The organism is Labrenzia sp. OB1 (genome assembly GCF_001624695.1).
In the GTDB taxonomy this organism is placed as follows: Bacteria; Pseudomonadota; Alphaproteobacteria; order Rhizobiales; family Stappiaceae; genus Roseibium.
Window position 1 is genome coordinate 18,354 of sequence record NZ_JSEP01000016.1, and the last position, 26,517, is coordinate 44,870.

Annotated in this window: 24 protein-coding genes; 8 read left to right on the forward strand and 16 right to left on the reverse strand. The window is 59.3% G+C overall.

The window, feature by feature from the left end:
• Positions 1-45 precede the first annotated feature (45 nt).
• The 5 genes from OA90_RS19215 to OA90_RS19235 all read left to right on the forward strand — a co-directional run bounded on the left by OA90_RS19215 (position 46) and on the right by OA90_RS19235 (position 5,350).
• The gene (locus tag OA90_RS19215; RefSeq protein WP_068415898.1) at positions 46-1,200 is read left to right on the forward strand and encodes an ABC transporter ATP-binding protein; all 1,155 of its coding nucleotides are present in this window, start codon (positions 46-48) and stop codon (positions 1,198-1,200) included.
• Positions 1,200-2,120: a sugar ABC transporter permease gene (locus tag OA90_RS19220; RefSeq protein ID WP_068415901.1), complete on the forward strand. Its 921-nt coding sequence runs from the start codon at positions 1,200-1,202 to the stop codon at positions 2,118-2,120. Before OA90_RS19215 ends, OA90_RS19220 begins: the two co-directional genes overlap by 1 nt.
• On the forward strand, positions 2,117-3,064 hold the full coding sequence (locus OA90_RS19225) for a carbohydrate ABC transporter permease (protein ID WP_082837148.1): 948 nt from the start codon (positions 2,117-2,119) through the stop codon (positions 3,062-3,064). Before OA90_RS19220 ends, OA90_RS19225 begins: the two co-directional genes overlap by 4 nt.
• A gap of 123 nt (positions 3,065-3,187) precedes the next feature.
• Positions 3,188-4,450, forward strand: coding sequence for an ABC transporter substrate-binding protein (locus tag OA90_RS19230; protein WP_068415904.1), 1,263 nt, complete (start codon positions 3,188-3,190; stop codon positions 4,448-4,450).
• A 75-nt stretch (positions 4,451-4,525) separates the two neighbouring features.
• Entirely contained in the window at positions 4,526-5,350 is an 825-nt protein-coding gene (locus tag OA90_RS19235; RefSeq protein ID WP_068416210.1) for a phosphodiesterase, read from the forward strand.
• A gap of 80 nt (positions 5,351-5,430) precedes the next feature.
• On the opposite strand, the gene cynS is transcribed toward OA90_RS19235, so the two are convergent.
• From cynS to OA90_RS19275, 8 genes are all read right to left on the reverse strand, one after another.
• Positions 5,431-5,934: a cyanase gene (gene cynS, locus OA90_RS19240; protein WP_235867110.1), complete on the reverse strand. Its 504-nt coding sequence runs from the start codon at positions 5,932-5,934 to the stop codon at positions 5,431-5,433.
• Positions 5,935-5,973: 39 nt separating this feature from the next.
• Positions 5,974-7,152, reverse strand: coding sequence for an FAD-dependent oxidoreductase (locus OA90_RS19245; RefSeq protein WP_068415907.1), 1,179 nt, complete (start codon positions 7,150-7,152; stop codon positions 5,974-5,976).
• Positions 7,153-7,218: 66 nt separating this feature from the next.
• Entirely contained in the window at positions 7,219-8,073 is an 855-nt protein-coding gene (locus OA90_RS19250) for a sulfurtransferase (protein WP_068416216.1), read from the reverse strand.
• Positions 8,074-8,109: 36 nt separating this feature from the next.
• Positions 8,110-9,264: an acyl-CoA dehydrogenase family protein gene (locus OA90_RS19255; protein ID WP_068415910.1), complete on the reverse strand. Its 1,155-nt coding sequence runs from the start codon at positions 9,262-9,264 to the stop codon at positions 8,110-8,112.
• Between the two features lie 83 nt (positions 9,265-9,347).
• Positions 9,348-9,884, reverse strand: a complete 537-nt coding sequence (locus OA90_RS19260) for an OsmC family protein (protein WP_068415913.1) — start codon at positions 9,882-9,884, stop codon at positions 9,348-9,350.
• A 37-nt stretch (positions 9,885-9,921) separates the two neighbouring features.
• Positions 9,922-10,794 (reverse strand): ABC transporter permease, encoded by an 873-nt coding sequence (locus OA90_RS19265; RefSeq protein WP_199823775.1) that lies wholly within the window; start codon positions 10,792-10,794, stop codon positions 9,922-9,924.
• On the reverse strand, positions 10,791-12,077 hold the full coding sequence (locus OA90_RS19270) for an ABC transporter substrate-binding protein (protein WP_199823776.1): 1,287 nt from the start codon (positions 12,075-12,077) through the stop codon (positions 10,791-10,793). The genes OA90_RS19265 and OA90_RS19270 overlap by 4 nt, the downstream gene beginning before the upstream one ends.
• A gap of 31 nt (positions 12,078-12,108) precedes the next feature.
• Positions 12,109-12,942, reverse strand: coding sequence for an ABC transporter ATP-binding protein (locus OA90_RS19275; RefSeq protein ID WP_068415916.1), 834 nt, complete (start codon positions 12,940-12,942; stop codon positions 12,109-12,111).
• A 376-nt stretch (positions 12,943-13,318) separates the two neighbouring features.
• On the opposite strand from OA90_RS19275, the gene OA90_RS19280 reads away from it, so the two are divergent.
• On the forward strand, positions 13,319-13,861 hold the full coding sequence (locus OA90_RS19280) for a TetR/AcrR family transcriptional regulator (RefSeq protein WP_244274676.1): 543 nt from the start codon (positions 13,319-13,321) through the stop codon (positions 13,859-13,861).
• A gap of 80 nt (positions 13,862-13,941) precedes the next feature.
• Here OA90_RS19280 and OA90_RS19285 read toward each other — a convergent pair whose 3' ends face one another.
• From OA90_RS19285 to OA90_RS19305, 5 genes are all read right to left on the reverse strand, one after another.
• Entirely contained in the window at positions 13,942-14,634 is a 693-nt protein-coding gene (locus OA90_RS19285) for an aspartate/glutamate racemase family protein (protein ID WP_068415920.1), read from the reverse strand.
• A gap of 5 nt (positions 14,635-14,639) precedes the next feature.
• Positions 14,640-15,479 carry an ABC transporter permease gene (locus OA90_RS19290; protein ID WP_068415922.1) on the reverse strand — a complete coding sequence of 280 codons (840 nt, stop codon included), beginning with the start codon at positions 15,477-15,479 and terminating at the stop codon, positions 14,640-14,642.
• Between the two features lie 2 nt (positions 15,480-15,481).
• A complete protein-coding gene (locus tag OA90_RS19295; protein WP_068415925.1) occupies positions 15,482-16,360 on the reverse strand; it encodes an ABC transporter permease in 879 nt (292 codons plus the stop codon).
• Between the two features lie 83 nt (positions 16,361-16,443).
• Complete coding sequence (locus OA90_RS19300; protein WP_068416228.1) at positions 16,444-17,736, reverse strand: extracellular solute-binding protein; 1,293 nt, start codon at positions 17,734-17,736, stop codon at positions 16,444-16,446.
• Positions 17,737-17,801: 65 nt separating this feature from the next.
• Complete coding sequence (locus OA90_RS19305; RefSeq protein WP_068415928.1) at positions 17,802-18,794, reverse strand: ABC transporter ATP-binding protein; 993 nt, start codon at positions 18,792-18,794, stop codon at positions 17,802-17,804.
• Between the two features lie 269 nt (positions 18,795-19,063).
• Between OA90_RS19305 and OA90_RS19310 the strand changes: the two genes are divergently transcribed.
• Entirely contained in the window at positions 19,064-19,783 is a 720-nt protein-coding gene (locus OA90_RS19310) for a GntR family transcriptional regulator (protein WP_068415931.1), read from the forward strand.
• 167 nt (positions 19,784-19,950) lie between these two features.
• Here the strand turns inward: OA90_RS19310 and lysM are convergent, their stop codons facing one another.
• The 3 genes from lysM to OA90_RS19325 form a co-directional block, all read right to left on the reverse strand.
• Positions 19,951-20,385: a peptidoglycan-binding protein LysM gene (lysM, locus tag OA90_RS19315; protein ID WP_068415932.1), complete on the reverse strand. Its 435-nt coding sequence runs from the start codon at positions 20,383-20,385 to the stop codon at positions 19,951-19,953.
• Between the two features lie 204 nt (positions 20,386-20,589).
• Positions 20,590-22,626 (reverse strand): C1 family peptidase, encoded by a 2,037-nt coding sequence (locus tag OA90_RS19320; RefSeq protein ID WP_156510568.1) that lies wholly within the window; start codon positions 22,624-22,626, stop codon positions 20,590-20,592.
• Between the two features lie 117 nt (positions 22,627-22,743).
• On the reverse strand, positions 22,744-24,717 hold the full coding sequence (locus OA90_RS19325; protein WP_068415939.1) for a DNA/RNA non-specific endonuclease: 1,974 nt from the start codon (positions 24,715-24,717) through the stop codon (positions 22,744-22,746).
• Between the two features lie 261 nt (positions 24,718-24,978).
• Here OA90_RS19325 and OA90_RS19330 point away from each other — a divergent pair, with 261 nt between their 5' ends.
• Positions 24,979-26,460 (forward strand): protein adenylyltransferase SelO, encoded by a 1,482-nt coding sequence (locus OA90_RS19330; RefSeq protein ID WP_068415942.1) that lies wholly within the window; start codon positions 24,979-24,981, stop codon positions 26,458-26,460.
• Positions 26,461-26,517 lie beyond the last annotated feature (57 nt).

Here is a 26,517-nt window from a genome sequence, read left to right on the forward strand (position 1 = left end):
CAATCAGCCTCGCTAGTTTACCCTGGAAACAACAGGGCAGACTTAATGGCAGCCATATCCTTAAGCGCAATCAAAAAGAACTACGGCGAGACATCCGTCCTGTCCGGAATCGATCTGAGCATCGCCGAAGGCGAATTCCTGACACTTGTCGGCCCGTCCGGCTGCGGCAAATCAACCTTGCTGCGCATCCTGGCAGGTCTGGAGGCTCCGTCTTCCGGCGATGTCCTGATCGACGGAAAGCGCGTCAATTCGATCCGGCCCGCGGACCGGAACCTAGCGATGGTGTTCCAGTCCTATGCCCTTTACCCGCACCTGACCATCGCCCAGAACATCATGACCCCATTGCGGTTGCGGGATCTGTCATTTGTCGAGCGCTTGCCGGTTGCTGGTGCCGTGATCGGCCGCAAAAAACACCGGATGCTCCATCGGCAGGTCGAGGAAACCGCCCGAATTCTGAAAATCGACCATCTTCTCGACCGCAAACCGGGTCAGTTGTCCGGCGGCCAGCGTCAACGCGCTGCGCTGGGGCGCGCCATGGTTCGAAATCCGGCCGCGTTCCTGATGGACGAACCCCTTTCCAACCTGGATGCGGCATTGCGGATCCACATGCGCTCCGAGCTTGCAGAACTGCACCGGTCCTTGAAGACGACATTCGTATATGTCACGCACGATCAGGCGGAGGCGCTGACAATGTCGGACCGGATGGCAGTCATGATGGATGGCAACATCCTTCAACTCGGCACGCCGGACGAGATCTACAACAATCCGCGTGACATCCGGGTGGCTGAATTTGTCGGAGCCCCGAAGATCAATCTTCTGAGCGGCCATCTGGACACCGGTGGTCATGCGCGATGCGCAGGTGTCGTCCTGACACGCGTGGCGCCGTCAGCCTTTACGGACGTGACCATCGGCCTGAGGCCGGAGCATCTGGCGCTCTGCGATCCCTCGGATCCCGAGGCCCTCAAGGGCCGGGTCGTTCACAAGGAAAATCTGGGCGCGGACATTTATTTCCATACAGCCATTCAGGACGGCGGCAGTCGGCTGGTTGTTCGGGCCTCCCCCGTTGAAGGCAGTTCAATCTCGATCGGCCAGGACATCGCATTCAAGCGTCTGCATGGCCTTGCAATGGTGTTCGACCCGTCAGGCAAGCGGTTGGACCTGATGACGGAACCGCTTGAACAGGTTTCGGAGGTCGCCTGATGCAGTCCTCCAGAGCCCATTGGTGGTTCATCGGCCCGGCGCTGTTTCTGATGGTGCTTATCCTGCTGATGCCGATCGGAATTGCCGGCGTGATGAGCTTCACCAACTACAGCCTCGGGAATCCGGGGGCCGATTGGGTGGGGCTTGCGAACTACGAGAAGGTCTTCACCCGCTCGACCTATCAGAAGATGTTCGGAGCGACCTTCCGCTATGTCTTTGTGGTGGTTCCCCTGTCGGTCGGTCTGGGCCTTGGTGCTGCGCTCCTGATCAACTCGACCAGGCGCTTCGGAGATTTTTACAAGACGATCTATTTCCTGCCGGTCATGGCCGCCCTGATTGCCATGGCGATTGTCTGGGAATTTGCGCTTCACCCCACAATAGGCATCGTCAATTCCACGCTTGAACAGGGCTGTGGCTCGGTTCTGGAAAGCTGGAGCTGGTTTGCGCAGGGCTGTGATCGCGGGTTCCCGCTCTGGCTGACTGACCGGGACTACGCGATCTGGACCGTTGCCTTCATCGGCGTGTGGCAGGGCTTCGGCTTCAACATGGTGCTTTATCTTGCCGGACTGACCTCTGTTCCGCGCGAGCTTTATCAAGCGGCGGAAATGGACGGCGCCAAATTCGCCTGGGAACGGTTTCGGCTGGTGACCTGGCCAATGCTCGGACCGACAACCGTCTTTGTCGTGACAATATCCTTCATCCGCTCGTTTCAGGTGTTCGACACGGTGGAAGCCTTTTATCCGCAAGGCGGCGGGCCTTCAAAGTCCGTCTACGTGATGATGTTCGCCATCTATGAAAAAGCCATCCAGCAAAACCTCATGGGCATCGGTGCGGCAATCACCGTCGTGTTCCTCGTCTTTGTCATGTTCCTCACCCTTGCCCAGCGATGGCTGGTGGAAAAACGGGTCCATTATTCATGAGCGATCTCTCTCTGCCCGCAAACGGGACAGCCGCAGGCGCATTCAGCGTGCCGTCCTTCCGGTTCTCCGCGACAGAGACCCTGAAACATCTGGTGCTGATCCTGGGAAGCCTGATCGTCCTGCTGCCGTTCTATGTGATGCTCAGCTACAGCTTGAAAAGTCCCGCCGAGATCATGCAGAACATCGGAGGGTTTTTCGGCGCCCAGGAAGCTTTCCGGGATGACTATTGCGTCAAGCTGGGCAAGGACGTCGCCGACTGCATGGTGACACCGGCGATCTACAATTACACCACGGCCTTTCACAAGGCCCCGCTCGTCCGCTACCTGCTGAACGGCGTCATCATCACGGCGTCCATCTTCTTCATTCAGGTCCTCGTCGCGCTTCCCTGTGCCTATGCTCTTGCGAAACTGCGGTTCTGGGGACGCGAAGCCGTCTTCGGGCTTGTGCTGTTCTGTCTGCTGATCCCGGTTCACGCGATCGCCCTGCCCCTTTACATCATGCTTGCCAAGCTGGGCCTGACCAACAGCTACGCCGCACTGGTCATCCCGTGGACGATATCGGTTTTCGGAATTTTCCTGATGCGGCAGTTTTTCATGACCGTTCCCGACGACCTCATAGATGCCGCCCGGATGGACGGAATGAGCGAGTTCTCGATCATCTGGAACGTCATGCTGCCAACCGCCGTTCCAGCCCTTTTGGCATTCGCGATCTTCTCGGTCGTGGCCCACTGGAATGACTACTTCTGGCCGCGCATCGTCATCACCGGCAATCGGGACCTGTTCACCCCGCCGCTCGGCCTGCGGGAATTCAAGGGCGATGCGGACGGCGACAACTTCGGCCCCATGATGGCGACAGCCACCGTGATCGTGGCCCCGCTCATCCTTGCTTTCCTGATTGCCCAAAGACGCTTCATCGAAGGCATCACCCTGAGCGGCATGAAGTAGGCGCGCAAACAAAAGGCCGCCTGTTGAAAGGCGGCCTCATCACCGAAATCCCGCAAGGGATCAACCGGGAACGGGCGAGTTTGGCGACCTGACCGCTCCCACGGCAACACCACGGAGACTTCCATGAAAAAGTGCCTCACCGCAATAGCATTTCTCCTCGCCTCCGGTACGGCGAACGCAGAAGACAAGATCACCATCGAATTCGCATACCCTTACAGCCACCTGTTCGATGTGACCTACGAAAAGATCCTGCCTCTCTTCAACGAGAAATATCCGAACATCGAAGTGAAGATGCGCGCTTCGTATGAATCCTACGAAGACGCTTCCAACACGATCCTGCGGGAAGCTGTTGCCGGAGAACTTCCGGACGTCACCATGCAGGGGCTGAACCGTCAGGCGATCCTGGTCGACAAGGGCATTGCCAAATCACTCGCGCCCTTCATCGAGGCTGAAGACGGTTTCGCGACCGAAGGCTACCACGATGCGATGCTGAAACTCGGCACGTTCGACGGCGAAGTCTACGGCCTGCCGTTCTCCGTTTCCCTGCCCGTCGGCTACTACAACATGGATGTGATGGCCAAGGCCGGCATAACTTCTGCCGACCAGTTGCCGAAAACCTGGGACGAAGTCGTCGCAACTTGCGGGAAGCTGCGCGAAGCCGGTGTCAACAACCCGATGTTCTGGGGCTGGAACATCACCGGCAACTGGTTCCTGCAAGCCATGATGTGGTCCCAGGACAAAGCCATCATGGAAGGCAACGACTTCCAGATCTCTTCGCCGGAAGGCCTGAATTCCCTTGAAACCATGAAGGGCTTGTTCCGCGGCTGCGACATGCAGAACATCGAATGGAAAGCGGCGCTGGCCTCCTTCTCCGCCGGTGAAATCGGCATGATGTACTGGTCGACATCCGCTCTTGGTGCCGTTGAACGCGCCAAAGGCGATTTTGAACTCAAAACCAACGAGTTCCCGGGTCTCGAAGCAACGGGACCGAAGGGCCTCCCGGCAGGTGGAAACGCCGCGATGCTGGTGTCCACAAGCAAGGACCCGAACGAATTGCAGGCTGCCTGGAAGTGGCTGAAATTCATTACATCCGGCCAGGGCGCGGCTGAAGTGGCCCGCACCACGGGCTACATGCCCCCCAACAAGGCGGCCAACGAAGTCATCCTGGCCGATTTCTACAAGGACAACCCGAACAAGGAAACCGCCGTGCGTCAGCTGCCGCTGCTGCGCGACTGGCAGGCTTATCCGGGCGACAACGGCCTTGCCGCGACACAGGTCATCTACGACGGTCTGGAAGGCATCGTCACCGGTGAGTACGACGACATGAAGGAACTGCAGGAACAGCTTCAGGAAGAAGTCCAGGACCTGCTGCCGTCCGGCAGCTAAATCCGCACTTTCTTGAATGAGCCGCCCGGTTTCCGGGCGGCTTTTTTCGCCGATACCGACGCCTTCGGGGACATCATGAAACTCATACAGCTGACAGACATTCATTTGACAACGCCAGGTCAGACGATCGCCGACCGCGATCCCAATGAAAACTTCAAAAAAGCGCTGAACCATGCTCTTTCATCCCACCCTGACGCAGACCGGATCGTAATCACGGGAGATCTGTCCGACTGGGGTGAAAAGAGCGACTACGAGCGTTTGAAAGCCATTCTTTCGAACGTGCGCATTCCCGTAAGCCTGTGCATCGGCAATCACGACGAACGAGATGTGTTCCTGTCCGTTTTTCCGGAACAGGCTGATGAAAACGGCTTTGTTCAGGCCGTGTTCGAATTGCCTGTCGGCACGGGCATCACCCTGGATACATGGGGTCCCGATTCACATGCCGGGTTTTATTGCGAGAAGCGTCTTGGGTGGCTGTGCGACCAGTTGGACAAGACAGCTGGTCCCGCTTTCCTCTTCATGCACCACAATCCGGTTCCAATCGGAATCGATCCGATGGACAAGATCATGTTGCTGGATGCGGACGCTTTTGCCGGCGTGATCGCCAAATACAAGCACAAAATCCGCCACATCTTTCACGGTCACTGCCATCTGCCGCTGTGCGGGTCCTTGCATGGCGTACCCTTCAGCGCCCCCCGCGGCACCAACCACGCAGGCTGGGCTGATTTCGGCAATGAACGAAACCTGAGCGGCTCCGATTTACCCGAGGCCTACGCGGTCATCCTGACCGATGACCACTCGGTCATGGTGCATATGATCGAATACGGATACGCCGGCGAAGTCCGCCGCGAAGGCTCACCCGACTATGCCGACTGGGACAGATTGACCATGGTCCGGTGAGTAGCAAGGGGCCCGGAGTGGTATGCTCTTGAAACAGGGCAAGCCGGATCCGTTTGGACCGGCTGCCCTCCTGGTTCACATCACCATTGATTATATGGCAGGAACTTGCCGCACATGGTTACCTTGACCCGGTCGCCTTTCGGGTTCTCTTCCCGCTCGATTTTCAGGTCGAAATCGATGGCGCTCATGATCCCGTCGCCGAACTCCTCATGGATCAACTCCTTGATCGTGTCGCCATAGACATAGGTGATCTCGAAGAAGCGATAGATCAGCGGATCCTTGGAGACCGTTTCGGCTTCCTGACCCTTTTTGGGCGGCAGTTGAAGGGCTATCTCGACGTCTTTGGTGCGATTGCCGAAGCCGAGGAAGCCGGCAACCTTTGCAGCGGCTTCTGCCGGCAGAGCGTTCTGGCCGAGGCAGGCCGACACCACGAAAACATCTGACATTCCGGCGGCTGCGGAAATATCCGCCCAGCTTGCCTGCTTTGCGAATTTCGCGGCCATGACCAGTTCGGTCATCTCCAGTTTGGTCATCAAGGGCGCCAGTGTGACATCGGCGGATGGCATGCTCGTAACGGTGCTCATGTTTGCTCTCCTGGTTTGACGTGGTTATGCAATTCGGTTTCAGGCGGCGGCAGCCTCGGGCAGCTGCGCGAGTTCTCTGCGCGCCAGCATGTGCTGGCGCGGTGCGTTGATGGCGTCGACGGCCAGAAGCCGGTCGCCGGAAAAGTAGCTCAGGGAAAAACTGCCGCTGTCGGGATCACCGTCCAGCCGTGTGCGATCGTAACCTTCGGACAGGCCGGCGATCTGCAGCTTGGTGTCGAACTGATCGGACCAGAACCAGGGAACCGGATCGTAGGCGACGCTTTCGCCCAGCATGGCGCAGGCCGCCGCCTTGGCCTGATCGATTGCATTCTGGACGCTTTCGAGGCGGAGCTGCCTGCCGTAACGCCTTGAGGGATAGAGACTGCAGTCACCGGCGGCAAAAATATCCGGTGCCGATGTCCGGCAGTCGTCATCGACGACGATACCGCTCGAGACCTCAAGCCCCGCCACCTCGGCAAGTCCGGTGACCGGCACGGCGCCCACCGCGACCAGGACGAGATCCGCCTCCAGTGCACTGCCGTCAGCCAGCATCACCGCAGTGACAGTGCCACTGCTCCCCTCAAGGGCCGCGACATTGACGCCGAGATGAAACCCGACCCCGTTCCGGCCGTGAAGCGTTTGAAAATACTCCGATATCTCCGGAGCAACCGAGCGCATCAGCACCCGGGACTGTGCCTCGACCACCTGCACCGACTTGTCCATGCCCGCGGCTACGGCGGCGAATTCCATTCCGACATAGCCGGCGCCAATGATGACGATCCGTCTTGCCGATATCAGAGCCTCCCGGAGCGGGGCGATATCGTCCATGCTTCGGAGAGAAAACACACCGTCCAGATCTGCGCCCGGCAATGGAATTTGCCGCGCCCGCGTTCCCGTGGCCAGCAGCAGCCTGGAGTAAACAAGCTTTTCGCCGGTCTCCAGACAGACACCTCTGGACTGAACGTCCAAACTCGCGACTTTGGCACCCAATCGGAGATCGATCGCATGCGCCGCGAAATATGCTTCCGGGCGGAGGTAAAGCTGCTCTTCCGCCATGCTTCCTTTGAGGTAGGCTTTCGACAACGGAGGCCTCTGATAGGGCAACCAGCGCTCGTCCCCGAAGAGCACGAGATCCCCGTCATAGCCCTTGGACCGCAACGTCTCGGCGGCTTTCATTCCGGCCTGCCCGGCTCCCACAATCACAATTGGCGCATTCATTCTCTTGGTCCTGTTTTCCGTTAGGGCACCGGCGGCAGGCTGCCGCCGCCGGTGCGGTTCAGCCTTTTAGAAAGGCAGACCTTCCTCGATCGGAAGCGCAGGATCGCGAGACCACTCGTTCCAGGAACCGAAATAGATCTTGACGTCTTTCACGCCTGCCTCCTTGAGCGCCAGATAGGTGTTCGAAGCACGCGCGCCCTTGAAGCAGTAGATGGCAACCGGCGTTTCCGGCGTGATGCCCACAGTGGCGCATTCCGCAAGGACCTCGTCCTTTGACTTGATCATCGGCCCGGATGCCGTCGGCTTCATCATCCGGTACCATTCGATCCATCTTGCCCCCGGAATCCGGCCCTTGCGCGGGCAGAAATCCTTGCCGTAAGGCGACGAGCTTTCCGCGATCCACTCATCGATGTCGCGCACATCCAGCTTGACGACACCTTCGCTCTTGATCGCCTCCATCATGTCGGCAACGTCCATCATCAATTCGGCGCCGCTATCGGATACCGGAAAGGTCTTGGGTTGCGGAGCGACAGCGTCGGTTGATACCGAAAGGCCGGCTGCCTCCCAGGCCTCATAGCCGCCATGCAGGACCTTGATCTTCGGATAACCCAGATATTGCAGCAGGAAATAGCCGCGGCAGGACTGACCGAAGCCGGTTGCCATCGACTGTTCGTAAATCACGGCCGTTTCCGCGCCGGACAGGCCGACCGAGCCGAACTCCTCCGCGAACTTTCCACGGAGTTCGGCAATGCCTTCGGGCGAAGACGTTGCCAGATAGGTGAAGATGTCGTGCAGATTGACCGCGCCGGGAATATGACCGGCGGCATAGGCTTCCGGTGCACGGGTATCGATCACGACACAGGGTTCACTTGCGACAAGGCTTTCAAGGCCCGCGGGAGAAATCAGACTTCCATCCGTCATAATCATTGCTCCTTGGTTTTCAAAAAGTCGGTGTGATCAGGCAGCCCCGAAATCCGCCAGCATCTTTCTGAGCTGTTTGGTGGCGGGCGTTACGATGGCCACGAAGTAAGCCTCGCGAAGCCTCCTCTGAGCCGCGCCGCGCCGCACATAGCCGCGCGCGCCGCAATGGAGCATCGCGTTGTGAGCTGCCGCGACAGAAGCATCGCCGGCCGCGAGGCGAGCCTTGATGACGCGAATGAAATAATCCCTCGACGTATCAAACGGCGTCCTTGCCAACTCGAAGACCTCCTGCTCCATGGCGGCGAGCTGCGCGCGGAAATCATCCGGTTGATCGGGAAGATGACAGTTGACGTGAGACAGGGTTTGACCGGCCTGGTCCATGAGGTCGATACATGAGCGGATCATGCCGAAGGCCATGCCGGCCTGAAGCAGGATGAACCCGGCCCGGATGCGGGGAATATAGTCGTCTATCGGATCTGCAAGCACGCTCTCCACCGGGATAAACGCCTTGCGCAATTGAATCGCGAACGTCCTTGTGCCATCGAGCGCGACGAAATCGTCGTTCTCGGAGATCTTCACGCCCTCGCCGGAACAATCGGCAACGGCCATGACCTTCCGTTCACCCTCATCCGGCAAGGCAAAGACGATACCGAAATGATGGTCTTCACCCAGGTTGGACACCCAGGGCAAGGTGCCGGTGACCTCATAGCCTCCTTCTACCCTGACGCCCTTGAGGCGGAGCTTTTCAATGCCGAAGAGCGATTTCATCGGATTGGACAGGCCGGTGCCGCCGAGGACTTCGCCACTGGCGATCTTCGGGCCCAGGGTCCGCTTGAGTGTTTCGTTTTCGGAATTGGCGATGTACCAGGCGAGCGCATCCTGGCACCAGACGCAAAAGGCCGTCGAGAGGCATTCCTCACCGACTGTCGTCATGGCACGGATAGCGGTTTCGAGATCGAAAGCATCCGGCGCATCGGCCTCTGCCACGCTCATAGGGGCATGTTGGCCATAAGCGCCGGCGCGGCCGAGCGCGCGCATCACGGCCTCCGGGTAAACGCCCTTCAGATCGATGTCGTGGACGAGAGGAGCAAGGTCGGTCTTCGCGATCCGCGCCACATTCGCCAAAATGCTCTCGACGCTCTCCGGCGGGATCGCATCTTCGACCGTTTTGAGCTGTACCTGTGCGTTCATCTTCACACCTCCTCGTTCCACGGACGGGAATTGATTTTAGGGACGGTCCGCCCCGCCTGCCGCGGCGGGGCGGACCGGTTGCATCAGACGGACGCGGCGACCATGTTCACGGGCCGGGAGAAGGTGTTGAACACCGGCGACCACTGGCACACATGAGCGATCAGCTCGTCGATGGTCTCCTGCGGAGCATCCGCGTCCATGTGGACGTTGATCCGCACGTCGGTGAATCCGACCGGCTTTTCGCTGACATCGCCCGTGCCCCAGACGGCGGTGATGTTGAGATCGCCTTCGAGCTCAACTTCGAGCGAATTGATGGTTATTCCCCGGTGCACCGCGTTGGCGTGCAGACCGACGGCAATGCACGAACCGAGGGCTGCCAGAGATGCTTCGGACGGGTTCGGCGCGGTGTCATCCCCCAGAAGGCCCGGCGGTTCGTCGACGATGTAGGGATCCAGGTCACGGATGTAGTTGGCATGCCGGAAGCGACCTTCGGCAACCGTCTTGCACTTCAGGGTCTTGACCGCTTTAGGGTTCTTCTTGCCGTTTTCAATCAGGGCATCGAGACCGCCCTTGTCGATAGGTGCCAGACATCCCGTCAGGGCTGTTGCAGGTTCGGACATTCGTTTCTCCTTTTTGGTTTCCTTGGGCAAAATGAAATCAGGATGATCGCAGCCAGCTGAGCTTTGCGATGGCCAGCTGCAACAGGGAGTCGAGGCTGAAACCAATCACCCCGATGATCACGACGGTGGCCGCGAGACGGTCGTATTCGAGCGTGTCGCGGGCGTCGTTGATGGCGTAGCCGAGCCCGGAGGTGACCCCGAGGTATTCGGCTGGAACGAGAATGATCCAGGCGACACCGAGCGCCAGGCGGATGCCGGACAGGATGTCCTGGGAAATCGCGGGCAGGATAATCACGAACAGCATGTGCCAGGGTCGGGCACCCAGGTTACGGGCGACCTTGAACCAGGAAGGTTCAATGCGCCTGAGACCGGAAGCCGTCGAAAACAGGACCGGCCAGATGGCGGCGACCGCAATCAGAAAGACGATCGCGCCTTCCCAGGTGGCGAAGGCCATGACCGCGATGGGCATCCACGACAGGGGCGAAATCATCCGCAGAAACTGAAACGGCACATTCGTGAGCTTGCGAAAGCCTGCGATGGCACCGACCAGAATACCGACAGGCACTCCGATGGCGATGGCCCAGAACAGCCCGGAGGCGATCCTGTACAGACTGGGAACCGTTATCTGGAACGCCTCCCCTGTCCGGATCATGTCCGTCAGCCGGACCAGGGTCGGCGCGGGAGCGAAATCGGCAAAGGCATAGAGATCGTCGGAGGCCGCAACCATGCGCCCGCCGAGCCACCAGACAGCCAGCAGCAAACACATTCCGGCCAATGTATAGCCAAGGCTTTCCAGTCCACCGCCGATACGGCTTTTCATGCCCTCGGACAGAAAGGCCTTGTTGCTGGCGGGTGAGTAGGCCGGTGTAAACCCGGCCTCCCGCGTCGTGATTGGGCTCGCCTGATTCACAGCGACAGGACCTCCTCGCGGTTGTAGGGGTCACCCGGATTGACCGACGGGTCGTTCTTCCATTCAGGGTATTTTTCCAGCGACGCCTTCACGAAGCTGCGGTCGACAAGATCGTCGGCCACAAAGGCCGGATCGAGACCGGCGAGAAATTCCGTGTCACCGCCAACCACGGTTTCCTTCATCTGCTCGACAGTCAGCCTGGTTGCCGAGGGATAAGGCCACGGCTGGAAGTCGATCCGTCCGTTTTGCCACTCGTCAACATGCTTGACCGCACCACTCTCCCGATAGGCGGGCATGTCGTATTCGGTCATTGCACGCTTGACGACCGGCCCCGGAGCCGGAAGGTAACCTTCGCCGTTCTTGGAAATGATCTCCGCGACCTCGGCCTTGTTGGTCGAGGCGTAGATCGCACCGCGCACCACGGCATTGACGACTTTCTGGGTCCACTCGGGACGCGCTTTCGTCGCTTCCTCATGCATGCAAAGCACGCAACACGGGTGGTTCTTCCAGATATCGCCGGTGAACCGCAGCATCCGGGCGCCCGCCTTCATTTCCCCGAGGGCATTGAAGGGTTCGGCCACGATGTAGGCGTCGAGCTTTCGGGCAGCGAGGGAAGCCGGCATTTCCGGTGGCGCCATGACCTGAAGATTGCACTCGTTCGCCGCCAGCGGCTCTCCCGCCCCCTTGATCACCGGGGTTACGCCGGATGCTCTCAAGGCGTACTGCAGGACGATGTTGTGCATCGAATACCAGAACGGCACCGCCACCTGTTTGCCGCCAAGCTGGGAAAAGTCGCTGATGTCGGTGTGTTTTCCAACGACGAGGCCGGAACCGTTGGTATGCGCCCAGGCCATGATCTTGACCGGGAAGTTGTTGTTGTAACGCATCCAGATCGGGATCGGATTGAGGAAGTGCACCACATTGAACTTGTTGGAGACAAAGCCCTCGATCAGCGGCGACCAACCGCGGATCAGGGTCGGCCGTTCCGCCTCCAGCCCTTCATCGGCGAAGAAGCCCTTGGCATGGGCCACCAGAAGCGCGGTCGCATCGGTGATCGGCAGATAACCGATGCGCACCACTTCATCATCCTGGGCATAGGACATCTGCGGCAGAGACGACAGAAGTCCGGACAGCGAGGCGAACAGACCGCCCTTGGCGAACATGCTCAGCATTTGGCGGCGCGAATAATCTCCCGCATAGGCCTCGCCGGCCCATTTCTGCATCGCCCAGTCAAACTCTTCGGTTTTCAGGCTGTCGAGATAATTGCTTTCGGATTTGCTCATGGTCACATGCCTCTGTTGTCGGGAAAACGGGTCAATTGGCGGCCAGCCGGTCAATCGGCGCTGGCGTGTTCAGACTGTCCTGGGATATGAAGCTCTGCGCCTCGGCCATCGCCATGCCCGCCGCGGCCTCATAGGCGGCAACGAGCTCACGGCGGGCATCGCCGAAGGCAGCCATCGATGGCAGGCGGTCACCGGCGATGGGGATACTGATCTCGGCTTCGATGTCGCCCGGGTCTGCTTTCATCACCAGCGCACGGTCCGCCATCATCACGGCTTCGTTGATGTCGTGGGTAACGAGCACGAGCGTGATGCCAAGCTCCTTGCAGATCTTGCGAATATCCCTTTGCAGCGCATGCCGGGTGAAGGCATCGAGAGCCGAGAGCGGCTCGTCAAGCAGCAGGACATCGGGTTTCAGGGCCAGAGATCGTGCCAGGGCAACGCGCTGCTGCTGACCACCGGAAAGGTCCTGAACGTTGCGTTTCGCATAGTCGCCAAGTTCAACCAGTTCCAGCACTTCGGGAATGCGGCTGCCTGCCTCGCGCATCTTGCCATTGAAGCGCAGGCCGAGCCCGACGTTCTGCTCGACACTCATCCAGGGATACAGGCTGGGTGCCTGAAACATCATGATCCGGCTTGGCGAAGGCTCCGTTATCCGGGTGCCGTCAACCAGGACTTTGCCTCGGGTCGGCAATGACAGCCCGGACAGGATGTGCAGCAGAGTCGACTTGCCACAGCCCGATCGCCCGATCAGCGCAAGCGCTTCACCGGGGCAAATTTCCAGATCGATTTGCCCAAGAGCCGGGGTCCCTCCTCCCTTGTATGTGTGGGAGACCCCAATCGTCTGGATATGCGCACCATTTGTCATTGACCGCCTCAAGCATGATACATACCGTTCTGTTTCCTATAAGCAGGGACCATGCCAATTGGTCGTTTTCCTTCCTTCCGGTTGTTTCCATTGAGACTTTTCCGGTGCGGCCAAATTTCCGAAACCGCTGCACTGCACAAATTGAAATCGTATGACCATGCCAAGCGCCTATTTCCGCGCCCGGTGCACCTGAGGTTCACTTCTATTTGCCTGCCGCTGCCGGATTGAAATGTGCAAACGGGTCGGCTAAGCAAAAGAAACAGATCGGTCGGTAGCTTTAGGAGAGGTCCCCGTGTCCCTTTCACAAAATGCGTTAGCGGAGAACTCCGGCGTCACCTCACAAGCTTCCGGACGAGGGGCGGCACGCGAGCGGCTCTTGCTCGCCGCGTCGGATCTCTTCTGCAAGCAGGGCATCAATGCGACCGGTGTAGACGCCGTGATTGCCGCCGCGGGCACCGCGAAAACAACTCTCTACAAGGCCTTTGGTTCAAAGGAAGGTCTGGTCGAAGCGGTTCTGGAGCGGGAAGGCGAAAGCTGGAGAAAATGGTTTGTCGAAGAGGTCGACGCCCTGCCCGGCAATCCCTCGGACAAACTCGTCCACCTGTTCGATGTCCTGAAGAAATGGTTTGCCGAGGAGCACTTTTACGGCTGTCCCTTCATCAATGCCGTTGCGGAGCACGACAAGGACGATGACCGCATGCGGGCCATTGCACTCCGGCACAAGACCGTCGTCCTCGACAAGATCCGCGAACTTGCCCGAGAGGCCCGGCCTGAGGATGCCGAGGGACTGACCCATGAGCTCGCGCTTCTGATCGATGGCGCCATCGTCGCCGCCCTGATCACACGCGATCCGAATATCGCCGACCATGCCCGCAATGCCGCCGCCAGGATCCTGAACAACTACGACCTGGATGGATGAGGTGGTTGCTTCGGCGCAATAACTGAAAATCGCGGCACGACATGGTTGGGATACTCTTCCCGCCAAGCCGACCGCCAGTTTCAGCCTGAACGATTGCCCTGATACGGCAGGGCTTCAATCAGCCTGACGGCCGCCGCGATACCGTCGATGACCGGAACCTTGAATTTTTCGCTGAGATCTTCGGCAAGATCGGCCATGCCCGCGCAGCCCAGTGCGATTGCACCGATGTCATGTTCCGCCAGAGCTGCCGCGATCTCGGCCTCGATTTTTGCGCGCCCGGCGGTGCCCTTCTCTTCCAGCGCCAGAACCGGAACTTCCGAGGCGCGAACCTGCGCGCACCGTGCCCGCAAACCGGTCCGGTACAGGTTATCCTCCAGAACCGGTACGGAAACGGACAATGTGGTCACGACCGAAAACCGCACAGCACTCAAGGCCGCAAGGTGGTAGGCCGCTTCGCCGATGCCGAGAACCGGAAAAGGACAACGCTGCTTGAGTTCCCAAAGGCCGGTGTCGTCAAAACATGCGATAATGATCGCATCGACGTGCTCGGGCCCCGCAAGCCAGTCCTCGACAAGCGCGAACAGACCGGGAAGAGCCGCCTCCCCGTCCTCCCGCCCCTGAATGGCGGCCGGACCGGTGGGGGGATTGACGGCGGTTATACGGGTGGACGGGCCGGCAGCCGCGATTGCCGCCAACCCGATCTTGGAGGTCATCGAGGCCGTCGTGTTCGGATTGATGACCAGAATATGCGTACGCTCCCTGCTGCGAGACATGCGCCTCACACCAGTCCTGAACCGGCATCGGAGCCGCCGCTGGCCTGACGCTTGCGCATCACCACAACGATGGTCAGAAATGTACCGATGATGAAGAACGAGAACACGGTCGTCAGCGTGCCGAGGGCATAAAGGACCGGCGACGTTACATTGGTCGTCATGCCGAATATTTCCAGCGGCAGGGTATTGTAGGAGCCCGCCGTCAGCAAGGTGCGCGCGAATTCATCGTAGGACAGGGTGAAGCCGAACAGGGCGACCCCGATCAGCATGGGCGCAATGATCGGCAGCACCACATGGCGCACGGTCTGCCAGGGCGACGCACCCAGATCGCGAGCAGCTTCCTCATAGGATTTGTCGAAGCGATTGAAAACTGCGAACATGATCAGCAGCCCGAACGGTAGCGTCCAGGTCAATTGCGAGCCGAATCCGGAGGTTGCCCAGTGCACTTCCATATCCAGAATATTGAAGATCAGGCCGACACCCAGCGACACCAGGATAGAGGGAACGATCAGGCTGGCAATGATCAGATAGAACAAGACCGAGGATCCGCGGAACTTGCGGCGAAAGGCCATGCCTCCCATGACCGAAAGCACCACGGTCACGCTCATGACCATCAGTCCCAGCGCGAAGGAACGCCGGAAGGATCCCCAGATGTCGCCGACCGCCTGCTGCTCGAACAGATCGTAGAACCAGTGGATCGAAACGCCGTTCATCGGGAAAGTCAGTCCGCCCTTCGGCCCCTGAAAAGACAGGATGCCGATGGTGATCACCGGGCCGTAGAGAAAGACCACGAAGAGCGTGAAAAAGGCTGCCAGAACATAAAAGGAGCGGGATCTCGGTTCCATGGTCACAGCTCCTTGCGGATGTCGACGAAGCGCATCATCACGCCGATCATCAAGAGAACGGTACACAGAAGCACCACGGAAGACGCCGCCGCTGCCGGATATTGCAGAAGCGCGATCTCGTTGGAAATGATCCGGCCGACAGAGGCGCTTTGACCGCCCGACATGTGGCGTACGGTGATGAAATCTCCCATCACCAGGGTCACGACGAAAATCGACCCGATCATGATGCCGGGCTTGGCCAGCGGTATGATGACGTTGGTCAGGATCTGCAGGCCGCTTGCTCCCGCATCGCGTGCCGCCTCGATCAGGGATTTGTCGATCCGCATCATGGTGTTGAAAATGGGTACAACCATGAACAGTGCATAGAGATGCACGAAGGCGAGCACCACCGCGAAATCCGAATAGAGCAGCCATTCCAGCGGCTCGTCGATGACGCCGAGGCTGATCAGGCTGGAGTTGGCGATGCCGTTGCGCCCCAGGAAGGGGATCCAGGAAATCATCCGGATGATGTTCGAGGTCCAGAACGGAATGGTGCACACCAGGAACAGCGCGATCTGCACCGGCAGGGAGCGGACATGAAAGGCCAGGAAATACGCCACGGTAAAGCCGATAACGGCGCAGAAGCACCAGGTCAGCACCATGAATTTCAGCGTCTTCAGATAGGTGGCCCAGGTCACCGCCGAGGTCAGGTGGTAAACGTAATTGTCGAGAATGAAATCGGGAAAGAACGACCACTCGTTGAAGTTCCAGAAGCTGACCGTGACGATTGTCAGGATCGGCAGCAGCAAAAAGAACCCGAGAACGCAGGCCAGCGGCGTCACCAGCATCCAGCTGACACGTTCGGCCCGTTTCGATGGATCGATCTTCTTTGTCGTCTTCATGAGGTCAGGTCTGCCCGGAAGGTTTTAATGCCCCTGCCCGGCACAGCGCCGGACAGGGAAAGCTGGAGTTCTCGTTGCAGCGGTCAGGCGGCGATGAACTCGTTCCACTTGCGAACCATGTAACGGTTTTCGTCCATGACCGCGTTCCAGCAGGCAACGGAGCCCATGCGGTCGTAGAAGGAACCGCCATCGCGCACGGCACCGGCTTTTTCCATGACATCGCCGAACGGGTTCTTGATGTCGCCTTCGGCCGGCTTGCCTTCGAACCAGAAACCCCACTCGTCGTCGCTCATGAAGTTCTTGGAGGTTTCCGGCACGGCGGAATAATAGCCCTGGCGCATCAGGAAGCCGCCGACCCAGCCGTCGAGATACCAGTTGATATATTCATAGGCCGCGTCCAGCTCGAGGCCGGACAGGTTTTTGGAAAGACCCAGACCGCCGCCCCAGGAGCGATAGCCTTCCTTAAGCGGCTGATAGACGCAAGGAATGCCCTTGGCGCGCACGGCGGTGATCGCAGGCGACCACATGGACTGGATAACCACCTCACCGGACGCCATCAGGTTGACGCTTTCGTCGAAGGATTTCCAGAACGCGCGGAACTGACCGTTCTTCTTGGCTTCCGTGAAGATACCGAGCGTCATGTCGATCTCTTCCTGGGTCATGTTGCCCTTGTCCGGGTATTTGTATTCGCCCATCGCCTCGACAACCATCGCCATGTCCATGATGCCGATGGAGGAGATGTCGAGGATGGACGCCTTGCCCTTGAACTCCGGATTCAGCAGTTCTGCCCAGGTGTCGATCGGACGGCCGATGAGGTCCGGGCGAATACCAAGCGTATCGGCGTTGTAGATGGTCGGGATCAGAGTCATCCAGCCGGATTCTTCCTGAACGAAATCCGTGCCTTCCGGACCGGATGTAAAGCCGACCGTATGCGGCGCCGTACCCTGGGCGATGACGCTCTCCGGGGTCAGCTTGCCGCTTTTGAAGGTGCCGACAATCTTGTCGTAATTCTTGATCTTGGAGGTGTCCATCGCCTGAAGGTTACCAGCGCCCCAGACCTTCTTGCAGATCCAGTATTCGATGTCCGCGATATCGAAGGACTTTGGCTGTGTGGCCGCACGCTGCGTAACGCTGTCGCTGTCGAGCGCGGTCATCTCCAGTGTGAAACCGAGGTCTTCCTTCACCTTGGCTGCAACTTCATTGATGTTGGAAACACCGGTCCCGAACTGGCGCAATGTCACATCCTTGATGTTCTGCGCCCAGATGGTCGGAAAGCCGGTAACGGCTCCGGACCCGATGGCAGCACCAGCGGCGGCAGCGCCGCCTTTCAGGATGCTGCGACGGCTGATGCCTTTGGTGTCTAACTGCTTTGTCATGCGTTTCTGCTCCTGTTCCCTGAAAAGGATTTGTTCCGGCGTCCCCTGCCGGCGTTTCAGACGGCTTACACCGCCAAGGCGTGGGCATCCTCCGGCTTCCATGCCAGGAAGACGGTGGTGCCGATTTCGATCGGATCCGCGAAAAAGACCGTGTCCGACACGGCAGCCGTCAGATCGCCTGCGCTGCCTGCATCGAGAGCCAGATTGACCGACGACCCGAGATATTCGACGTCCTTGACGGCAGCGGTCAGCGTTGCTCCGCCCTCCCCCGCCTGTCGCTTGACGTCCAGTTTGTCCGCTCTGACGGCAACGGCCTCGCCGCCAACCCGCAATACGTTGTGGCCACCTATGAACCTGGCGACGAATTCAGTCGCAGGTGCGTTGAAGACGTCCCGGGGGGAGCCTGCCTGTTCAATTTTCCCGCCATTCATGACGATTATGTCGTCGGCCAGAGCCAGCGCCTCGTCCTGGGAATGGGTGACGTGGATGAAGGAGATCCCGAGTTCGCGCTGCAAGCGTTTCAGTTCCAGCCGCATCTTGATGCGCAGAAAGGGATCGAGCGCCGACAGCGGCTCATCGAGAAGAAGGACGGAGGGTTCGGTGATCAATGCCCTCGCCAGGGCGACACGCTGCTGCTGACCGCCGGAAAGCTGATCGGGAAGCCGTTCCGCATAGGACACCATGTCCACCAGATCGAGCAGCTCCATTGCCCGTTTCCGGCGCACCGGTTTCGCGACACCCTTCATTTTCTGGGAGAAGGCAACATTGTCCACAACACTGATGTGCGGAAACAATGCGTAATTCTGAAACATCATGGCCGTGCCGCGGCTGGCCGGCGGACGATCGGTGATGTTGGCATCGCCCAGAAGGATATCCCCCTCGCTGACCTGCTCATGACCGGCGATCATCCGCAGTGTCGAGGACTTGCCGCAGCCGGACGGACCCAGCAGGCACGAGTAGGTTCCTGCCTTGAATGTGTGATCGATGGCAGCCACGGCCACAGTCTCACCATAACGCTTGGTGGTTGCCACAAGTTCCAGGTCAAGTGCGTTGGTCATATGCTCGGTTCTCGGATCGCCTGACGATTTTGCCAGCTACTTCGCAATCACCGTGCCAGATTGTTTTTTCCGCGGAATTCCGTCATTCATGAAAAGTATCGCTCTGAAAACAGAGCGGCAGACCTGCTAAAGTGCACAATTTCTAATCAGATAGAATACACTCTGCACATTTATTGTATACAATTTAGATTGTGCACGCGAACAGCTGCGCTATGATGGCGACACCCCGAAATTCAACCAGCTTAGATGGCCACGCAGACCGCAAATCGATGCCCGACAGAAAAGACGCCCGCCACCTCCACGATCTGTTCCAGGTCCCTCCGGGACGAACACTCGATATCTGCCTGAAGATCCATGGCGCGATACTGGAGCACCGCCTCGCACCGGGCACGAAACTGTCTGAAGATGAAGTCGGCGAGATTTACGGCGCCAGCCGCACGGTTGTGCGGGCCGCCCTGCAGGCTTTGGCCCACACTGGTCTGGTCACGATTGAAAAAAATCGCGGGGCCTTTGTCGCAAAGCCGAGCATTCGTGAAGCCCATGAGATTTTCGAGGCCCGGGCGCTTATTGAACCGAGAGTGGCCCGCATGACGGCCAAATCCATCACCGAGAAGGACCTTGATCGCCTTCAGGCCCATATTGATGCGGAGCACCAGGCCCTTCATGACGGGGACATGGGCAAAGCCCTGTTTCTATCGGGCGCATTTCACACAACGATTGCCGACATTGCCGACCAGCAGGTCCTGGCCCGCATGGTCCGTTCCCTCATATCCCGGTCCTCCTTGATCATCGCCATGTATTGGCAACGCGCGGACACTGCCTGCGAAAGCCATTCACACCATGCATTGATGAAAGCTTTTGCAGAGCATGACAGCGACGCCGCGGAAGACATCCAGAAGAGCCATCTGATCGATCTTCATTCCGGGCTGAATCTTGTCGAAGTGCGCCAGCAGCACGATTCACTGAAAGACATCCTTCGGACTGGATGACGGATCATACAGCGTTTATTCCCGGAGCCTTGCCGTTGAATGCGCGGCAATGAGCGCGGATGATGTCCATCCGGGCTGCGCTCCATCGCTGGGCTTTGAACAAACGGGTCCAGCCGGGCACCCGCCGGCTTGTTGGCCGCGGCGCACCGCGGCCTGGAAAGCTGTCCTTACAGGGCGGGAATGCGCAGGACCTGGCCCGGGTAGATCTTGTCCGGGTGCGACAGCATCGGCTTGTTGGCCTCGAAGATCCCCTGGTACTTGGACCCGTTGCCATAGGCCTTTTCCGCGACCGCCCAGAGCGTGTCACCCTTTTCCACTGTGTGGAAAGTGGCTTCGGGCTCACTGGTCGCAACCGCTATCTCTTCTTCGACCTTGCCGATCCCCAGGACGTTTCCGGCCGCAAGGATCAGCTTCTCGCGCGCTTCCTGCGTCGGCGCTGCCCCGGCAATCTTGACGGTATCGCCGCTCACTTCGACCTTGATATCCCCGTCCAGCCCGAGGGCGGCGACTTCCTTCTCGATAGCTTCTGCGCTGGAGGCAGGTGCCTCGTCATCGCCGAACAGCTTCTTACCCGCATCCTTTACAAAATCGAAGAAACCCATAACTTTTTCCTTTTAAACGTGCACATGCAACAGCCTGCCGTTCCATCTGGATGACAGCAAATTTACGCTACGGAATCATATTGCAGAATTTGGCGGCCTGCGGAAGAAAATTCAGGCTCACAGCCCAAAAGGCAGTGTGCAGCTCCACTCGAAAATCCTCGCTGAGCGGCCCCGGCCTCGCGGACCGGCAATTGCCCGGCGCCCCTATTCGACCAGAAGGCTGTGCCGGTCGTCATAGACGCTTCTGAAACCCGAAACAGGCGCTTCGCCGAGAATGCGTTTCAGCATCATGTCGAGCACATCGGTACGCAGGTCGAAGTCCCTGTGCGGCACATTCAATGAATGGATCGTTACGCCCGGCTCATCCGCCAGAACCTCGGCCGGGCGGCCGAGTGCCAGAAGATTGGCGCACCAGGCCTCATCGTCATATCCGATCCCGCCGGTCGCCATACCGGCATAATCGTCTTTGGCGCGCTTTTCCACGATCGCCAGCACCCGGGTCCACAACTGCGGCCAGTTGCCGGAGTATCCGGGCAAGGGCCGGTCATCCTGCATGGCCTCCTCGCTCTGCAGATAGAAATCCAGATGCTCGATCACCGTATCCTCTCCCTGTGCTCTTCGGCTGAGCGGCAGGTCATGGGGATGGGCGAGCCGCTCCAGGAAAGACCGGCGGACGGTCTCGACCGGCAGCATGGGCGAATAAAGACTGATCGAGGACAGGACGGGATGTCGGCTCCAGTGCTCGGTGTGCGACAGAAGCGCGGCAAGCAGGGATGCTCCAAACCCATGCGCCGACAAGTGGTAGGAGACCTCGCCGCGGCGGTGACGGTCACCGAGCGCGCCGAACAGGTCGTTCAGGATGTCCAGTCCTTCACCGAGCCGCCCGTCGCCGTTGCCGTAGACGACCGACATCGAGCTGTGCTGTATTTCCTCGACAATCCTGAGCGCCGACGCCGAGAGCCGGCCTTCAATGCGCCTGTCTTTCTCCCGGCTTTCACCCAGCCCGGCAATCACATTGGCCCGCTCGACTTCCGCTTCCACCATGTCATGCACGGTGGAAGACAGGTCGTTTTCAACGGTTACGAAGAACGGATAGATGCCGTTGCTCTTGAAGACCGGTACTGCATCGCGAATTGCCGCCATCGTCGCGTTCTCGTGGCGCTGCAGCCCCATGAAATGGACGAGGACATGCTTGTACTTCGGGCTTTCCTGCAGAATTCTGACGGTTTCCTGGAGCGTCCTGGGATCGACGTGATAGGCGCCATAACGGTCCAGACGGCCGCGCGATGTGGATGCGATATGACCAAGAACATCGAAGCGCGTCGGCGGTGTGGCCGGCCGCAGAGAGTCCTTGTCGAAAGCACCTTCTCCGACCCGTAGTCCCCGGCTTCGCGAGGACAGCGGATTGACCGCCGTTGCCTTGCTGGCGACCTGCACCGCCAGCCTGAGCACCCACATGTCGACGACATTGGCGGACCAGTCCTCATAGCTCCACAGGGCCACCCCCTTGTCGCCCCAATCGGGGCCCCAGGAGTTCTGAACAAGGAATCCCTCTTCGGTGTAGCCGATCAGGATGAACGCATGCCGGCCGATTTTCTCTGCCTTCTTGTCACCGAAAGGGATGCGTCCGCTATCGGTCGCCCAGCCGGAGTGCAACTCGGCCGAGGCGAGCACCAGTCCGGCTTCATTGAGCGCTGCATGCACGTCCGACAGCCGGGGGCGCACACGGTAATAGGCACCGAGTTGCACTCCGCGCGCGCTCTCCAGAATTTCGCGCGTCATATGCCACTGCTGGCCAGAGAGCCCGCGGGTCACCGCCTCTGCACACGCACCGTTGAAATAGAACGCTTTCAGCGCGCCCCGGATCGATGACCCCGAATAGGATTCGCCCGGAAATTCATCATGGAACCGGGCGACGTTGTAGAGCATGTCCGCCGATGTCCAGGGATGCCGGTCTGCGGCCGGGAGCACCGTATCCGCAGGCAAGTTGAGCATCCGGTCGCGTGCGCGCAAATGATCGATTATTCCCGCCAGAGCATGGGCGGTACAGCTGCTCTCGTTTCCCTGATCGCGGATGCGCTCGTCGCTCCACCAGAGCGCCGTGTCGTCTCGCGGATCGATATGCGGCGCCAGGCCGGCCAGTGTGGGCTTATAGAGATAGTCGCGAACGTCCCCGACATCCGCGCTGGTCTCCAGCAACCGCATTCCGCCGAAATACAAAGTGGAAGCCGGCCTAACCAAATCGGTGTCCCCTGAAGCGTCGCCTTGAGCCCTCCTGCTCCCGTCGAATCGCGGCTGACGGGGGCAGGATGCTGACCTGTGCTGGCATCTTTCCCGAACGCACTGGAGCCGGTCTGCCTAACCGGCTTCCACATCCTCAAGAGAGGCGAGCGGCTTGATATGATCGGTCGGACCCGTGAGGAGCCCCGTCACGGATTCCAGCTTTTGCTTGTGCTCGGCCCGCATTTCCGGCGTGACTGCGAACGTGTCCGCGTCCCTAAGCGGACCGAAGTCATGCCCTGTCAGCCGTTCCAGTTCCTCAATCGTCACCTGGTACTCCTCGAAACCCTGCCCGAAGACCAGTTCCAGGTCTTTTGGTTTGACGAGATGCTCCTGGGAGAGAATGAAGGCCTGCGCCTGAAGCACACGCCGGCTCGACCGTCCGCGCCGTGTCCTGCCGATCGAGGCAACGACCTTCCAGAAACGCATCGGCACCTGAATGCCCGAACGTTTCTGCACCGGGTCGCCGCAATCGAACACACATCCGACAAAGACCGAGATCCTCGCATCCGCATCGTCTGTCTTGTCGAGAACATGCTCCTCGAGCTTGAGCCATATTTTCTGGTTCAGGCTTTTGTGCTGGGGCGCGATATTCGGGAAATACATGGAGTCCCGATTGGCCAGTTCGGCCTCTTGCTTGGTTCCCCAGCAAGGATCGAGCCGGCGGATCAGATGGCCCCGGTCCAGATCGTTTCTGGAATAGAGATCTTCCCCGGCCTGTTGGTCTTCCGCGAGCCTGGGGTCGAGTTTGAAGGAATTTATCCTTCTCGGCCGGCGCAGTTCGTTGCCGTCGATGTTGGCGGCCGCATAAAAGGCGAGCCTGCGTTCTCCGTTTATGACGGCCGAAAAATGCGTGTATTTCAGCTCGGTGTCACCGGTGTGCGTCTGCGCGAGTTTGAGCACCTGCACACTGTTCAGTTCCGGAAGCGGAACCCGCAGGGAGCCCTCGCCGAGGAAGTCGGGCTGATAGCCCTGCCGGTCCTCGAAAAGCCGGCTGTCTTCCGCCGAAGCGGACCCGGTCGATCCGCCTGAAGACTTCGTGTCCTCGTCTTCGTCACCGGTTGCGGTTTCGAAATAAACGGAATGACGCGTCAGGATATCGGCGACGGCGTCAATCTTGACGGCGTAGTTCTGCGTCAGCGCGCTTCCAGCATAGTGAAGGCCCACGGCACCTCCCGTATCGACATCGATGATCATCGAACCGGAATTGCCGCCGAGGGTGGTCGCATTATGTGTGAAGCCTGTGGGCGACTGGTTTTCGTCCATGATCTGGCCGGGCGCGAAACGTTTGACGTTGTAGATATCGCTGAAATACTGGTCCATCGCATCGACCGGATTGTCGCGCACGGCTTTTGCCGGATAGCCGATGACGCCGATCGTGTCGGGCTTGCGTCCGTCAAGCTGAAGAGCGACGGGGTCCGCCATATTCGTCAACGCACTCCTGTCCATCTTGAGGATCGCCACGTCCGGCAATCCCGTTGGCTCGATATGGAGTATCGAGGACACCAGCATTTCGAGCTGTTCGTCGGATTCATGCTCCTCGCGCAGGTCCATGTAGACCTTGATGCCGCGCGCGAAGCCCCAGCCCTCGCGCCGAAGCTGGGCGAAATAGGCGGCAACATGCCGATTGGTGACGAAAGTGTCTTCATTCACACGCCAGCCGGTGCCGATCCATTTGTTGTGAGGATCGTTACGCAGATCCACCCTGCCGACATTGGCAATCGCCCGGTCGATCACATTACGCCTGGGAAGAAGAGCATCTCTCCAGAGTTGCAATTTGGGCGTTTCGAAGGTGCCGTTCTTGACCAGCAGCGACGGATAGCCGGTACGCATCACAATCGCTTCGGTATAGGTCGGAGCGCTCAGGTCGGTCTTGCCCTTGCGCAGCCGGTCGACCGCTTCTTCAAGTGTGGCCGGGCCACTTCTCGCGGTGACGCCTTCAAGCATCTCATCCGGCGGGAATGGCGCTTCCGAGACAATCTTGCTTTCGTTATTGAGAAGACTTTCAAGCGCTTGACGGTTTTCAAGCTGGGACTGGAAAACAGTTTTCATGACAGATACCCAAATGTTTGAACCAAGAATAAGAAATAACTGATCGGAAAATTCGACCCTGAGGCGATAAAGGGAAATTATACACTAATAGCGTTTCGATTTACAGCCGAAAATTAAAAGAGCCGTAGTCGTTGCCGATGATCTCTCGTAGAAGCGGCCGCCGGATCTTGCGGAACGAAAACCAGTTCCGCAGTATCGTTTCGCTGCCTTTGGCACCTATATGTCTTCTTTAGTCAGGCAGACAAACCACCGGGATCGCAAATGACCGCCACACCGCCCCTCTTCCAGTTCGACAATTCCTATGCCCGGGACCTCCCGGGGTTTTATGTCGCATGGGAAGGGGCAAAGGTCCCGCAGCCGGAACTTGTTCTCTTCAACCGTCCCCTGGCCGAAGAACTTGGTATCGATCCTGCAGGTCTGGAGACCGCCGATGGTGCGGCAATTTTCGCTGGTGTGAAGCAGCCCGGAGGCGCCTCTCCCCTCGCCCAGGTCTATGCAGGCCATCAGTTCGGCGGATTCTCACCGCAGCTGGGAGACGGCAGGGCTCTGTTGCTGGGTGAGGTCATCGACACGCACGGACGGCGGCGCGACATCCAGCTCAAGGGCTCGGGACCGACGCCCTTCTCGCGCGGCGGCGACGGCAAGGCGGTCATAGGCCCGGTGCTGCGCGAATATATCATCGGCGAAGCCATGTACGCTCTGGGCATCCCGACCACGCGCGCCATGGCCGCCGTGACAACAGGCGAAATGATTTACCGGGAAGGTCCGAAGCCCGGTGCCGTCCTTGCCCGCGTCGCCGCAAGCCACCTGCGCGTCGGCACCTTCCAGTATTTCGCGGCCCGCGGCGAAACAGACAAGGTCCGCCTTCTCGCAGACTATGCCATTTCCAGACACGATCCGGATCTTGCCGAAGACCCGGACCGTTTTCTCAGGTTTTTCCGCCGTGTCACGGAACGCCAGGCCGCGCTCATGGCTCGCTGGGTGCTCGTCGGCTTCGTGCATGGTGTCATGAACACGGACAACACCACGATCTCCGGCGAAACCATCGATTACGGCCCATGTGCCTTCATCGACACCTACGATCCGCAGGCCGTGTTCAGCTCCATCGATCACGGCGGGCGCTATGCCTTTGCCCGCCAGCCGCAAATCGCCCAATGGAACCTTGCCCGCCTTGCAGAAGCACTGCTTGCCCTGATCGAGCCGGAGGATATGGACAAGGCGGTGGATCTGGCCGGTACGGAACTCGCCCGGTTCCCGGAGCTCTACAATGGGCACTGGCTGGAGGGCATGCGCGCCAAGCTCGGGCTTGAAACGGATGCGGAAGGCGACCTGGAGTTTTTCCAGGCACTATTGACGGCGATGGCCGAACAGGGCGTCGATTACACACTGTTCTTCCGCGCGCTGGGTGCGGCTGCGGAAGGTGCACCGGAAAAGGCGTGCGCGTTCTTTGCCGATCCGGCTGCGTTCGACCCCTGGCTGGCCGCGTGGCACGAAAGGCTGGAAGCGGAAGGAACAGCAACGGACCGTATCAGGACCAGCATGGATGCGGTCAATCCGATTTATATCCCCAGGAACCACAAGGTGGAAGAAGCGCTGAGTGCCGCTGAAACAGGTGACTACACAGCGGCCAGACAACTCCTGAACGTTCTGAAGACGCCGTTCACCGAGAACCCCGATTTCGAGGCCTATGCGCAGCCGGCGCCGGCATCCTTCGGCACCTACCAGACGTTCTGCGGCACCTGAAACCGGTGGGACACCTGTTTTGTTCACCGGGAAACGCACCGGAAATCCAATACTGAG

Excerpts from the sequence above, each read along its gene's own strand:
- OA90_RS19215 (WP_068415898.1), top strand. The coding sequence starts at position 46 with ATGGCAGCCATATCCTTAAGCGCAATCAAAAAGAACTACGGCGAGACA.
- OA90_RS19220 (WP_068415901.1), top strand. The coding sequence starts at position 1,200 with ATGCAGTCCTCCAGAGCCCATTGGTGGTTCATCGGCCCGGCGCTGTTT.
- OA90_RS19225 (WP_082837148.1), top strand. The coding sequence starts at position 2,117 with ATGAGCGATCTCTCTCTGCCCGCAAACGGGACAGCCGCAGGCGCATTC.
- OA90_RS19230 (WP_068415904.1), top strand. The coding sequence starts at position 3,188 with ATGAAAAAGTGCCTCACCGCAATAGCATTTCTCCTCGCCTCCGGTACG.
- OA90_RS19235 (WP_068416210.1), top strand. The coding sequence starts at position 4,526 with ATGAAACTCATACAGCTGACAGACATTCATTTGACAACGCCAGGTCAG.
- cynS (WP_235867110.1), bottom strand. The coding sequence starts at position 5,934 with ATGAGCACCGTTACGAGCATGCCATCCGCCGATGTCACACTGGCGCCC.
- OA90_RS19245 (WP_068415907.1), bottom strand. The coding sequence starts at position 7,152 with ATGAATGCGCCAATTGTGATTGTGGGAGCCGGGCAGGCCGGAATGAAA.
- OA90_RS19250 (WP_068416216.1), bottom strand. The coding sequence starts at position 8,073 with ATGACGGATGGAAGTCTGATTTCTCCCGCGGGCCTTGAAAGCCTTGTC.
- OA90_RS19255 (WP_068415910.1), bottom strand. The coding sequence starts at position 9,264 with ATGAACGCACAGGTACAGCTCAAAACGGTCGAAGATGCGATCCCGCCG.
- OA90_RS19260 (WP_068415913.1), bottom strand. The coding sequence starts at position 9,884 with ATGTCCGAACCTGCAACAGCCCTGACGGGATGTCTGGCACCTATCGAC.
- OA90_RS19270 (WP_199823776.1), bottom strand. The coding sequence starts at position 12,077 with ATGAGCAAATCCGAAAGCAATTATCTCGACAGCCTGAAAACCGAAGAG.
- OA90_RS19275 (WP_068415916.1), bottom strand. The coding sequence starts at position 12,942 with ATGACAAATGGTGCGCATATCCAGACGATTGGGGTCTCCCACACATAC.
- OA90_RS19285 (WP_068415920.1), bottom strand. The coding sequence starts at position 14,634 with ATGTCTCGCAGCAGGGAGCGTACGCATATTCTGGTCATCAATCCGAAC.
- OA90_RS19290 (WP_068415922.1), bottom strand. The coding sequence starts at position 15,479 with ATGGAACCGAGATCCCGCTCCTTTTATGTTCTGGCAGCCTTTTTCACG.
- OA90_RS19295 (WP_068415925.1), bottom strand. The coding sequence starts at position 16,360 with ATGAAGACGACAAAGAAGATCGATCCATCGAAACGGGCCGAACGTGTC.
- OA90_RS19300 (WP_068416228.1), bottom strand. The coding sequence starts at position 17,736 with ATGACAAAGCAGTTAGACACCAAAGGCATCAGCCGTCGCAGCATCCTG.
- OA90_RS19305 (WP_068415928.1), bottom strand. The coding sequence starts at position 18,794 with ATGACCAACGCACTTGACCTGGAACTTGTGGCAACCACCAAGCGTTAT.
- OA90_RS19310 (WP_068415931.1), top strand. The coding sequence starts at position 19,064 with ATGCCCGACAGAAAAGACGCCCGCCACCTCCACGATCTGTTCCAGGTC.
- lysM (WP_068415932.1), bottom strand. The coding sequence starts at position 20,385 with ATGGGTTTCTTCGATTTTGTAAAGGATGCGGGTAAGAAGCTGTTCGGC.
- OA90_RS19325 (WP_068415939.1), bottom strand. The coding sequence starts at position 24,717 with ATGAAAACTGTTTTCCAGTCCCAGCTTGAAAACCGTCAAGCGCTTGAA.
- OA90_RS19330 (WP_068415942.1), top strand. The coding sequence starts at position 24,979 with ATGACCGCCACACCGCCCCTCTTCCAGTTCGACAATTCCTATGCCCGG.